Origin of the sequence: Dyadobacter sediminis (assembly GCF_005860765.1) — a bacterium.
GTDB classification, from domain to species: Bacteria; Bacteroidota; Bacteroidia; order Cytophagales; family Spirosomataceae; genus Dyadobacter; species Dyadobacter sediminis.
In genome coordinates, this window is sequence record NZ_VCEI01000025.1 from 683,976 (window position 1) to 696,642 (window position 12,667).

At 49.3% G+C, this 12,667-nt stretch carries 8 protein-coding genes; all 8 read left to right on the forward strand.

All coding sequences use genetic code 11. From position 1 onward, the window contains the following. The 8 genes from FEM55_RS15250 (at position 1) to FEM55_RS15285 (ending at position 12,626) form a co-directional block, all read left to right on the forward strand. Positions 1-1,368, forward strand: coding sequence for a sugar porter family MFS transporter (locus tag FEM55_RS15250; protein ID WP_138282213.1), 1,368 nt, complete (start codon positions 1-3; stop codon positions 1,366-1,368). Positions 1,369-1,449: 81 nt separating this feature from the next. Further along, the gene (locus FEM55_RS15255; protein WP_138282214.1) at positions 1,450-2,388 is read left to right on the forward strand and encodes an ROK family protein; all 939 of its coding nucleotides are present in this window, start codon (positions 1,450-1,452) and stop codon (positions 2,386-2,388) included. Positions 2,389-2,390: 2 nt separating this feature from the next. Continuing rightward, positions 2,391-4,142 (forward strand): class I mannose-6-phosphate isomerase, encoded by a 1,752-nt coding sequence (locus FEM55_RS15260; RefSeq protein WP_138282215.1) that lies wholly within the window; start codon positions 2,391-2,393, stop codon positions 4,140-4,142. Between the two features lie 65 nt (positions 4,143-4,207). Continuing rightward, entirely contained in the window at positions 4,208-4,939 is a 732-nt protein-coding gene (locus FEM55_RS15265) for a GntR family transcriptional regulator (protein WP_138282216.1), read from the forward strand. Positions 4,940-5,181: 242 nt separating this feature from the next. After that, positions 5,182-8,250, forward strand: coding sequence for a SusC/RagA family TonB-linked outer membrane protein (locus FEM55_RS15270; RefSeq protein ID WP_138282217.1), 3,069 nt, complete (start codon positions 5,182-5,184; stop codon positions 8,248-8,250). 27 nt (positions 8,251-8,277) lie between these two features. Continuing rightward, complete coding sequence (locus tag FEM55_RS15275) at positions 8,278-9,729, forward strand: RagB/SusD family nutrient uptake outer membrane protein (protein WP_138282218.1); 1,452 nt, start codon at positions 8,278-8,280, stop codon at positions 9,727-9,729. 10 nt (positions 9,730-9,739) lie between these two features. Continuing rightward, complete coding sequence (locus FEM55_RS25200; RefSeq protein WP_262710596.1) at positions 9,740-10,054, forward strand: glycoside hydrolase domain-containing protein; 315 nt, start codon at positions 9,740-9,742, stop codon at positions 10,052-10,054. Positions 10,055-10,070: 16 nt separating this feature from the next. Beyond that, positions 10,071-12,626, forward strand: coding sequence for a glycoside hydrolase family 38 C-terminal domain-containing protein (locus FEM55_RS15285; protein WP_212748311.1), 2,556 nt, complete (start codon positions 10,071-10,073; stop codon positions 12,624-12,626). Positions 12,627-12,667 lie beyond the last annotated feature (41 nt).

Consider the following 12,667-nt stretch of genomic DNA (forward strand, 5'->3'; position numbering starts at 1 on the left):
ATGACCGAGCAAAGCGACGCAGTTCCTGCGCAAAAAAGATCCTCCTACATCATCCTTATTACCAGCGTTGCCGCATTCGGCGGTTTCCTGTTCGGATATGATACCGCTGTGATTGCCGGGGCAATCGGGTATCTTCAGGTCAAGTTTGATTTGTCGCCTATTATGGTGGGATGGGCTGCCAGCAGTGCAATCTGGGGCTGTGTGCTTGGTGCGATGTCGGCCGGTTACCTCAGTGACCGGTATGGCCGCAAAGCGGTACTGATCGGTACGGCGGTACTTTTTGCATTGCCCGCATACGGTTCGGCCGTGGTGGACGATCTGACCAGTTTTATCATCATGCGGCTGCTGGGCGGGATCGGTGTGGGCGCCGCTTCCATGCTCTGTCCGATGTACATTTCGGAAATCGCCCCATCGCAGATCCGGGGCCGGCTGGTTACCTTGTATCAACTGGCGATCGTGCTGGGAATTAATATCATCTATGTAATCAATCTCAAAATCAGCCAGGCTGGCGACGAGGCCTGGAATGTAGCATACGGCTGGCGTTACATGCTGGGTTCAGAAGTGATTCCGGCGGCGGTATTTTTTGTGTTGCTGTTTTTTGTGCCCGAAAGTCCGCGGTGGCTTGCGGCGCAGTCGAAGGGTGAGGCAGCCAGAAAAATTCTCGAACGGATCAATGGAAAGGTCGTTTCCGAAGAAATTTTCGGGGAGATTACGGATAGCCTGCGCAGCGAAAAAGGCAATTGGGGCGACCTGATGGAACAAAAGCTGCGCAAGCCGCTCTGGATCGGTATAGTGCTGGCGTTGTTTTCACAGATTACAGGCATTAATGCGGTCATTTATTATGCGCCTGAGATTTTCAAAAGCATTGGTTTCGGTGCGGAATCGGCATTTACCCAGACCATCATTATTGGCGTAGTCAATCTGCTTTTTACATTACTGGCGATCTGGCTCATCGACCGGGCCGGCAGAAGAAGCCTGCTGATCTGGGGCATAGCCGGAATGATTATATGCCTTTTTGCCACGGGTATCTGCTTCCATTTTCATTTTGATCAGGGACCGTGGCTGCTGATTTTTATCCTGGGTTACATCGCCAGTTTTGCCGTTTCACTCGGACCGATCCCGTGGGTTCTGATGTCAGAAATATTTCCGACCAAGATCCGGGGAATTGCCATGTCACTGGCAACGCTGGTATTATGGATCGGTGTGGTGGCTATCACGCAGCTGACGCCCTATTTTCTGGAAACATTTGGCGGCGCAACGACATTCTGGATCTTCATGGTCAATGCGGTCATGATCTGGATTTTTACCATTAAAAAAATTCCGGAAACCAAAAACAGAACACTGGAAGAAATCGAAAAAAGCTGGTAACTGAAAATTGGACTATTTAACAGCAAACACCAAGGCTAAAAACTTACCGGCTAACAGCTAACAGCTAAAAGCCATCACACCATGCAAGACACATTCATAGGAGTTGATTTTGGCGGAACCCGGATAAAAATCGGTTTGATCTCTGATGGAAAATGGATTGCCGACGCCAACATGGAAGCAGCTTCCGAGCTTACTTTTGAACAAAGATTAACGGATATTAAATTTGAAATGAAGCGTTTGCTTTCGGCGGGTTCATACAAACTGAGTGGCATCGGCTTTGCGTTTCCCGGTATTGTAAACTTTCATTCCGGCAGGATTTTGTCAAAATATGTAAAGTACCCCGGTGCCGAAAACGTAGATCTTAATGAGTGGGCACTGACTAACTTTGGTGTTCCGGTTGCCGTCGAAAATGATGCCCGTGCGGCATTAATCGGTGAGTGGAAACATGGAGCGGGTGTGGGGAGCTCCGATCTGGTACTTGTAACGCTCGGTACCGGCGTAGGTACCGGCGTATTGGTGAATGGAGCGCCGCTGCGGGGAAAAAACTTTATAGGAGGAAATCTTGGCGGGCATTCGACCATCCATTTCGAGGGAGTGATCTGTAATTGCGGCAATGTCGGTTGTGTGGAAAGTGAAAGTTCCACCTGGGCGCTGACGCAGATGGCTGCACAATCTCCGGAGTTCCAAACCAGCAAACTTGCGCAGTTGGAACTTATTGATTTCAAAAACCTTTTTGAACTGGCTGCGGAAAAAGACGCACTGGCAGAAAAGCTGCTCGACCGCTGCCTGAAAGTGTGGTCACTGTGCGTCATCAATCTGGTCCATGCGTACGATCCCGAAAAGGTGATCTTTGGCGGAGGGATTATGAAAAGCAGCTCCATTATCTTGCCTTACATCAGACAAATGCTCGATAAGCATTCCTGGATCAGCTCCGCCGATGTGGAGCTGGTGACGGCTTCGCAGCCGGAGCACGCCGGAATATTGGGCGTATACGAATTACTCAAACAAAAAAAATATTGACAATGCAGTCAAGCTACGACAAGTTTCCATACATCGAAATCAGCCAGTCGTCAGAACTGTGTTTCGCAGGCTGGACGTCTGTAATTTCTGAAGTACAGCGTTTTATACATTCAAAGAATCAGAACAAAACGGTTGTTTGCATTGACCTTTATCAAGGTGTGGATGCAGCAAAAATGCTCGGCGCAATCCAGGCAAACCTGCAAACTGCAGCTTTGTTTCTAACCGCATCATGCCTGAAAAGTGCCTCTGAAATTCAGGATATGGTATTTCCATTTGTAACGGACGATCCGATTTTCGGCAAAATCAGCAATCTGGAAATGATTGATTTTTTCAATGTATCCCGTCTGGATCAAACGAAAAAACAGATTAAGGAAATGGAATCGGGAACGGTGGTGATTTTCGGAGAAGGTGCCGCTCTTTTTGCCGATGCCGATGTCCTGATTTACGCGGACCTTGCGCGTTGGGAAATTCAGAAAAGAATGAAACGCAACGAAGCAGGGAATTTTGGAGTGGATAATCAGAACGGGAGTTTCGCATTGAAATACAAGCAGGGCTATTTTCTGGACTGGCGCGTATTCGACCGGCATAAGCTCGCCCATTTTGACCAGATCGACTACTTTATAGACGCCAATGACAGCGATAAGCCTAAGATGCTGGGCGCGGAGCTGTACCAGAAAGGATTGACCGAAAGCATTGGCCGGCCATTCAGGGTAGTGCCATTTTTTGATCCGGGACCCTGGGGCGGGCAGTGGCTCAAAGAAGTCGTCGACCTGAATCGCGATGAAATCAATTATGCCTGGGGTTTTGATTGTGTACCCGAAGAAAACAGCCTGCTGTTTAAAATAGGCGAGCACTTTTTTGAACTTCCTGCTATCAATCTTGTGCTGACCCGGCCGAAGGAGCTGCTGGGCGAAGCCGTTTTCAACGCATTCGGAGCCGAATTTCCGATCCGTTTTGATTTTCTGGATACCATGGAAGGTGGCAACCTGAGCCTGCAGGTACATCCCACGCGGACCTACATTCAGGAGCAGTTCGGCATGAGCTACACGCAGGATGAAAGTTACTATTTTCTTGAAGCGGAGAAAGATGCATGCGTCTATCTGGGTACGCACAATGATGTGGACACCGCCGCCATGATCGCCGATCTTGAAAAGGCGCAGCAGGAAATGACCGGCTTTGACGCTGAAAAATACGTAAACAAACTGCCGGTCAAAAAGCATGACCACATCCTGATTCCGGCGGGAACGATCCATTGTTCCGGCAAGAATGCAGTTGTACTGGAAATATCGGCTACTCCTTACATTTTCACGTTCAAATTGTGGGACTGGGGCCGGCTGGGGCTGGATGGAAAGCCGAGACCGATCAACATTGAGCATGGTAAAAATGTGATTGATTTCAGTCGGGATGAGAATTGGGTGAAGCAGCACCTGGTGAACAATATAACTGCTATTTCGCTGGACAGCCACGTGAAAGAAGAATCAACCGGGCTTCACAATTCCCAGTTTATTGAAACCAGAAGACACTGGTTTGACACCAAAGTGACTCATTTTACACACGGAAACCTCAATGTGGTCAACCTTGTGGAAGGTGCGGAAGTGACCGTAGAAAGTCCGGATAACCTGTTTGAGCCGTATGTCATCCACTATGCCGAAACCTTCATTGTCCCGGCCCATGTACCGGCTTATACAATCAAGCCGTCAGGCAAATCGGCCGGAATGCAGTGTGCGACGCTGAAAGCTTATGTCAGACCTTGAAAGTCCAAATGCTTTAAAGAACCTGAATTTGCTAGTTTTGTCCTTATTTATTCAATTTGTCTATTATGAAGCTCAGTATTGATCATAAAAGCCCGGTTCCTTTGCACATTCAGGCAGAAAACCTGTTGCGTACGATGATCAGTGATCCCGAGCATCTGAACGGGAAATTTCTTCCGAATGAGCTGGATCTGGCCAAGCAGCTGGCCATTTCCCGATCGACGTTGCGGCAAGCTTTGAACAAATTGGTATACGAGGGATTGCTGGTCAGGAAAAAAGGAATCGGCACGAAGGTGGCAGAACCTGTTATCAGCTCTAAATCAAAAAACTGGCTTAGTTTTACGCAGGAAATGAATGCGCGTGGTATCGACGTTAAAAACTTTGAGCTGCACATAACCTGGGTAACTCCGGATGAGAAAACAGCTGCTTTCTTTGACATGGATCCCGGGAAAAAAATTCTGAAACTGGAACGTCTCCGGGGAAAAATGGACGGGCCGTTTGTATACTTTATTTCCTACTTTCATCCCAGGGTCGGCCTGACGGGCGAAGAGGATTTCAAGCGGCCGCTTTATGACATTCTGGAAAAAGACCATCACGTCATTGCGACGCTTTCCAAAGAAGAAGTTAGCGCAATTGCCGCTAACAAATTCATCGCTGCCAAGCTGGAAGTGGAAACAGGAAGTCCTATTCTCTTCAGAAAGCGCTTTGTCTTTGACCAGGGAAATAGACCCATTGAATATAACCTGGGATACTATCGCGCAGACAGCTTTGTGTACACGGTCGAAAGCGTCAGAGAATAGTTTTCATCCGTACTTTTACAAGCGTTACAGCAGACCATCCAAGCTCGCTTCCCGCCCGAAGGCACTGGTCACAGGCCTATGGTCAAGTAGGGCCTGGAAGTGGAGATTAGGGCTACCTTTCAAATTTATATAAATATTTCCATAAATATTTTTTCTATTTATGCTAAATCGATTTACTTAGTACAATAAATCGATTTAGCGTATTGAAGACTGCTTTATTTCTAACCTGATTCCCTGTATTTATGAAAAGCTTTTTACCACTTTGTGTCTTTTTTATCCTGTTTTGGGTGAAAGCGGCAGCACAGTCGCAGCTGACCGGGAAGGTCACAGATCCCCGGGGAGAGCCTTTGCCCGGTGTCAACATCATCATAAAAAACACCTCCACCGGAACGGTTACCAATGCCGATGGTACGTATTCGCTGAATGTGACGGGCAGAAATGACGTGCTGCTGTTTTCCTTTATCGGCTATTCGCCTGCGGAAGTACCGGTAGACGGAAAGTCGAAGATCGACGTAACCATGCAGGAAGATCTGCAAAACCTGGACGAGCTGGTCGTTGTGGGTTATGGAACCGTAAAAAAGTCGGATTTGACCGGCTCGGTCGCATCCATTTCCTCCACGGAGCTGAAAGCAGTGCCGGTCGCCACCTTTGACCAGGCTTTGCAGGGGCGCGCCGCTGGGGTGCAGGTGGTGCAATCCAACGGAGTTCCCGGAGGCGGAACGAACATTCGGATCCGCGGGACCACTTCCGTGAGTGCCAGCAGCGAGCCGTTGTATGTGATCGACGGCATGCTGATCAACAACAATACCAATGAAATGTCTGCCGGCGGCCGCGGTCCTTCCATTAACCCTTTGTCGACCATCAATCCCAGTGATATTGAATCCATTGAAGTGCTTAAAGATGCTTCTGCCACTGCTATTTACGGCTCGCGGGCTGCCAATGGTGTGATCCTGATCACCACGCGCAAAGGCAAGGCGGGTAAGGCTTCCATCCATATCGAAACTTACTACGGCAGTCAGCAGGTAACCAAAACACTTGATTTGCTCAATGCAACGCAATACGCAGAGCTGGTGAACGAGGCGCAGGTGAATGCGAAACTGGCACCTGTTTATGCCAGCCCGGCAAGTTACGGCGAAGGTACCAACTGGCAGAACGAGCTTTTCCGCAAAGCATCGATTTCCAATTACCAGCTATCCGTTGCCGGAGGAAATGAAAAGACGCGCTACGCGTTGGGCGGTGGTTACTTCAAGCAGAATGGTATCGTGACCGGTTCCGATTTTGGCCGCTACTCATTCAAGCTGAACCTGGATACCGATGTAAGCAAGCGCCTGAAAGTGGGAGCCAATGTGTCTTACAACCGCATGTCGACAAACGGTGTTCTGACAGGTCCGGGAAATGTGGTTCAGGGCGTAGTGACCAACGCATTGATGTTCAACCCGATTCTGCCTGTTTACGATCCATCAAGGCCGGGCGGCTATACATTCCAGCACGACCGCCGGGATGCGATCGCCAACCCCGTTGCCGAGGCCAAGGAATACCAGGCGATTACGACGACTTCAAGAATGCTGGGTTCTGTCTTTGCCGAGTACCAGATCGCCAAAGGGCTTTCATTCCGGTCGAGTTTCGGGATAGATGTTTTGAATACCAAATCCAACACGTTCGGCCCCAACTTTTTGAAAAGAACAGAAAACAGTAAAGGAGAGGCGTCGGTGACCACCTTGCAGGCGCTGACGTGGCTGAATACCAACACTTTCAATTACACCAGGCAGATCAACAAAGACAACAACTTTAATGTGCTGCTGGGGCTGGAAACACAGAAGTTCCGCAATGAATCTGTCAATGCCTACGCGTTCGGCTTCCCCGATTCGCGTACCGGCTGGCATGATATCGGCTCGGCCGAAAACCCGCAAACTACCTCAAACGGAGAGCTGCAATGGAGCATGCTTTCCTATTTCGGAAGAATTAATTATACATTGAAAAACAAGTACCTCTTTACGCTGACGGGCCGCAGTGACGGTTCATCCAAATTCTCCGAAGGCCGCAAGTTCGGTTTCTTCCCGTCAGCGGCATTTGCCTGGAAGGTGACTGAGGAAAACTTCATGAAACCGGTCCGTTTTATTCAGGACCTGAAATTCCGCGCGAGCTATGGCCGTACGGGTAATCAGTCCATTCAGCCGTACCGTTCGCTGGCACTGATCGGCGCGATCGGGCAGGGGGTTTTCTCGACAACCGGTCAGGAAATAATCCGTGGCCGCGAACCGGTTTCCTATCCCAACCGGGAACTGAAATGGGAAACTACCGACCAGCTGAATGCAGCGATCGATCTGTCGGTGTTCAAAGGCAGACTTGATTTCACGTTCGAGGCATATAACAAAAATACGATAGACCTGCTTCTGGATACGCCCATTCCGTACACCAGCGGTTTTGACAATACTTTGCTGAACATCGGCAACGTACGCAACCGCGGTATCGATGTGGCCGTCAACTCGGTGAACCTGGACGGGAAAGTACAGTGGAATACGTCGCTGAATGTTTCTGTAAACCGTAATAAAATCACCAATCTGGCACGCAAGGAAGATGTAAACCTGGGCGTAGGCGGCAATATTCTCCGTGAAGGCGAGCCGATCGGTACTTTCTTCGGCTATGTGTTCGATGGAATTTACCAAACAGACGAAGAAGCCAAAAACAGTCCGGCCATTGCAGGACAAACGCCATCAGCGGGTGATCGTAAATACAAGGATATCAGCGGCCCGGCCGGAACGCCTGACGGCATAATCAATGATTTTGACCGTACCATCATCGGCTCGGCACAACCCGATTTTACCTGGGGTTTAAACAACACGGTCACCTACAAAGGAGTCACATTATCTGTTTTCTTTCAGGGGTCACAGGGAAACGAGATGGTAAACCAGAACCGGGGTGACCTGGCCAATGTGAATGGCAAGCAAAACGTACTTGCCGAAGCCGGTCTGGGCCGGTGGACACCCGAGAACCGCAGCAACAAATACGCCCGTGCTCTGGCTACGGCCAACGACAACGTCTTCTCATCGCGCTTTGTGGAGGATGCTTCCTATGTGCGTCTTAAAAACATTACGCTGGGCTACAATCTTCCCGGAACCGTGCTCAAAAAAGCCGGACTGGCCAGTGCGCGGATTTATGTAAGTGCAACCAACCTGTGGACACTCACCGATTACAGCGGTTATGATCCGGAAGGCAATGCCTACGGCGGCACCACCAATATCGTAGGCGTTGATTTCGGAGGATATCCGCAGGCCAAGACTTACACAGTTGGTATCAACTTTGGATTCTAGTTTCAAACCCGATTTTAATTACCAAAAATGAAAAGTTATAAAATCATCAAAATATCCGGAATGCTTCTTGCGACCGGCTTGCTGTGGCTCAGTTCCTGTGAGGATTTTCTTCAAGAAGATCCGCAGGACCGCATTGCACAGGATCGTTTCTATCAGACTGCTGAAGATGCGACGGCTGCTGTCAATTCCGTATATTCCAATCTGGGCTCCACTTCTTCAGGGCCGGAAGGTATTTACCACAGCACCACATGGATTGCGGCCGGACTGGCTTCCGACGAGCTGATCAACAAACAGGAAGGCGCCATTGCCAACGATCAGCTCGCCACTTTTTCATGGAATGCTGAAAACGGCAATGTAGGCACCATCTGGCGCATCCACTACAAAACCATTACGCTTGCCAACATTGCTATCGAGCGCATTCCGCCGATCGATATGGAGGAGACTTTGAAAAACCGGCTTGTCAACGAAGCCAGGTTCCTGCGGGCGCTGGCTTATTTCAACCTGGTCAGAATGTTCGGGAACGTGCCGCTGCTGGTTAAAGAGGAAGAGCCGCTGAATCCCGGCGTTGCCGATGCCAATGCAGTATATGATCAGATTATCAGCGATTTGAAATCGGCAGAAGCATTGCCGCCTGATGGCGAGATCCAGGAAGGGCGCGCCACGCAGGGTGCAGCAAAAGCCTTGCTGGCAAAGGTATATCTGACCCGTAAAGATTACCAGAATGCTTCCTCAAAAGCATTGGAGGTGATTCAGTCTGACAAATATGCGTTATGGGCCAGTTTTGCGGATGTTTTCAGACATACCAATCGCAATGGCAAAGAAGCGCTGTTTTCGGTGAGCTTTGGCGACGGTGGCGGAAGTATTTCTTTCTGGGAATTCGGTCAGTTCAATGTGCGCCTTTTGCCGCCGGAGCTTTCCAGGGAAATTTCGGGAATTCGCAATACGCAGGGCTGGCAGGCTGCTACCAAGGATCTTTATAATTCTTTTTCAGATCAGGATGAGCGTAAAAAAGTCACTTTCCTGACCGAGTTTGTGAATGACAAAGGCGCAACCATCAAGCTCAATGACATTTACATTCAGAAATACTGGGACAGAACAGCCGAGCCGGTAGCGGGCGATTCGCAGCAGGATTTTCCCGTGATCCGTTATTCCGATGTATTGCTGACCTATGCCGAAGCGCAGGCGGAGCTGGGAAATACAGCGGTTGCCAATCAATATGTCAATCTGGTACGGAAAAGGGCAAAGCTGGCAGAAGTGAACCTTACGGGTACCGCTTTGAAGGAAGAAATACTGGATCAGCGCAGAAAGGAATTTGTAGCAGAAGGCCACCGCTGGTATGATCTGGTGCGGACGGGTACATTGGAAGCGAAAGTTCAGAAAGCAAAATCCATTGCCGTAAAACCGATCTATTATCTTTTCCCGCTGCCGCAGCGTGAGCGCGACGTAAATCCTGAGCTTCCGCAAAATCCGGGCTATTGAAAAATGCATCATATGTTACTCCGGACGCCGTTTCAGCGTCCGGTTAAATCAGGTTTGTCCTGGCAAGAACCGTTTTGAAATCGCCAGTCCGGTTTTTGAAAAAGTGGCCATCCGGCCGGGTCCGGCATATGCCAGAGGCAGGCAGTTTACGATTGTCGCGCCCGACAATTCACCGGTCAACATTTACATTCAAAGCGCCAAGCTCAATGGAAAAGCGTACAGCAAATGCTTTCTGGACTATACCGATATCACTTCTGGCGGCACTCCGGAAGTGACAGTGGGCCCTCACCCGATGAAAATTTTGGCGACTGATTCCTGCCCTTAACCTTAATCCTGAACCCTTGAAAAATTACTTTTTGACATTCCTGAACCCTTTCAAGTTGTTTGTTCCGATGGTTTTACTGTCCATCGGAACATTTGCGCAGAAAGCCTATTTTATAGATGGCTATCACGGCGGCGTGTACGGGCATTACCCCGTGGGTTATACCCAATTCGTGGTGGATGAACTGAAAAGGAACCCGTTCTGGAAAATCAATCTTGAAATCGAACCGGAAACCTGGGATTCTGTAAAGGTGCGTGAGCCGGAAGCGCTGGCCGAATTTCAGAAGCTTTTCGAAGATCAGTCACTTACGGGCCGCATGGAATACGTCAGTCCGGCTTATGGCCAGAGTTATTTGTACAACATTTCCGGTGAGAGCATTATCCGGCATTTTGATTATGGTATCAAAAAGGTAAAAAGCCATTTTCCGTCAGCTGTCTTCACAACTTATTCGTCGGAAGAACCTTGCTTCACCAGTGCATTGCCGCAAATATTGAATTCGTTCGGTTATAAATATGCCTCGCTGAAAAATCCGAACACGTGCTGGGGCGGTTATACGCGGGCTTTTGGCGGCGAGCTGGTGAACTGGATCGGGCCGGACGGCTCGCGTATCACCACCGTGCCGCGCTATGGCAGCGAAGGACTGGAACCCAACTCTACGTGGCAAACCGAAGCGTGGACCAACTCCCCGAAATACATCCGTGACGCTTTAAAATCAGGTATTGAAAATCCGGTTGCAATGACTTTGCAGGACGCGGGCTGGCGAAATGGCCCGTGGATCGGCAATGGTGAAAAAGGTTATCAGCCCACCGAGTACAAGACCTGGCGGAGCTATTTTGCCAGTACTTCTATTGGAAAAACGAGTCAGGACTGGCATTTTTCACAGGAGGATATGCAGGTAAGTCTGGTTTGGGGCTCGCAGATTCTGCAAAAGATCGCGCAGCAGGTGCGGGTTTCGGAAAACAGGATCGTAAGGGCGGAGAAAATGGCAGCTTTAAATAAAATTTACAGTAACATACCCTGGCCGCAAGCCGCTATCGACGAAGCCTGGCGCGGGCTGATGCTGGCTCAGCACCACGACTGCTGGATCGTTCCGTATCATGGTAAACGCGGCGATACCTGGGCCGACAAGGTGGTGGTGTGGACGGATACTGCCAATCAAATCAGCGACCGGATTATTGGAGCAGGCAATGTTGCAGGCAATGCATATGCCCGTGTTTACAATACAACCGGCAATGTCAGAACAGAAAATGTTGCATTGCAACTCCCGGAAGGAGCAAATGCCAATGCCGTTAGCGTGCTGGATTTGAAAAACAACGAAATGCCTGTGCAGCCTGCCGGCGGGCGAATGCTTTATTTCAAAGCGGAGGTTCCTGCGATGGGATTTAGTCAATACAGCCTGGTCAGGAAAAAGCCTCAGAAAACAGCCGGTGCCAAAGCTGCGGTAATGGCTTCCGGGGATGTTGTCCTCGAAACGGATCATTACAAACTGGTTTTAAATAAATCAAAAGGCGGGAGTATCAAAAGTCTGGTGGTAAAAACGCTGGGTAACAAAGAGTTTGTAGATCCGGAAAGTGAACGTTCGTTCAATGAGCTGCGCGGCAATTTCTATGATCACGGCGGGTACCATTCAACAGCCGAAGTACCTGTGACGATCCGCATGATCGAAAACGGGCCGCTGGTTGTAACGGCGCAGATTGAAGGCGAGCTGCTTTCCAGTCCCTTTATCCAAACCATTACCCTCCGGCAAGGTGAACGCAAAATTGAATGCGGCATTGTAATCGACTGGAAAAGCAATATCGGCATTGGCAGCAACTATAAACAGCACGAAAAAATTGATCCGAAAGATTACCACAAGCCATTTTACGACGACAGCCAAAAGCTGCTCGCATTGTTTCCGGTTAATTTCGTATCTGAAAAAATCTACAAGGACGCCCCGTTCGATGTAACGGAAAGCAAACTGGAAAACACCTTTTTCAGCCGGTGGGACAGCATCAAGCATAACCTGATGGTCAGCTGGGTAGATTTGTATGATGCAAAGAAAAACATGGGTCTGGCGCTGCTTTCAGACCACACCACGACCTACACGCATGGTGAAAATTTTCCGCTCGGACTGAATGTGCAGTATTCAGGTGCCGGACTCTGGGGCAGAAATCATACCATTACCGGCCCTACGAAAATGCGTTACGCACTGGTGCCGCATGCCGGCAAGTGGGACAAAGCAGGCATTTCAGGCGAAGTATTAACCTGGAATGAACCCGCTTTTGCCATGCTGTCAAGTACAGCAAAGAAAGCCGGGAAATCACTCGTCGATGTAACAGGCACGGGTTATCAGGTCACGGCCACTTTGGTAGACGGGAATGATCTTCTGATAAGGCTTTTCAATGCAGACGGCGATGCCCGCGCCAGGAAAGTTGTGCTTGGCGGAAAAGCAGGTTCAGCGAATCTGATCGAATTGAACGGATCAGAAAAGGAGGGACTTGTCCTCCGGAATGAGAGTGAAAAGTCGGTTGTAAGCGTGGCGATGCCTCGTTTCGGAATCAGGACAATTCGTTTGAAAAACTTCACAGCACATTGATTTATCCTATCTTGCCAACATGAATATTCGGAAAGTCAAAA

Coding starts and splice junctions, on each gene's coding strand:
- FEM55_RS15270 (WP_138282217.1), top strand. CDS start 5,182: ATGAAAAGCTTTTTACCACTTTGTGTCTTTTTTATCCTGTTTTGGGTG.
- FEM55_RS15250 (WP_138282213.1), top strand. CDS start 1: ATGACCGAGCAAAGCGACGCAGTTCCTGCGCAAAAAAGATCCTCCTAC.
- FEM55_RS15255 (WP_138282214.1), top strand. CDS start 1,450: ATGCAAGACACATTCATAGGAGTTGATTTTGGCGGAACCCGGATAAAA.
- FEM55_RS15275 (WP_138282218.1), top strand. CDS start 8,278: ATGAAAAGTTATAAAATCATCAAAATATCCGGAATGCTTCTTGCGACC.
- FEM55_RS15260 (WP_138282215.1), top strand. CDS start 2,391: ATGCAGTCAAGCTACGACAAGTTTCCATACATCGAAATCAGCCAGTCG.
- FEM55_RS15265 (WP_138282216.1), top strand. CDS start 4,208: ATGAAGCTCAGTATTGATCATAAAAGCCCGGTTCCTTTGCACATTCAG.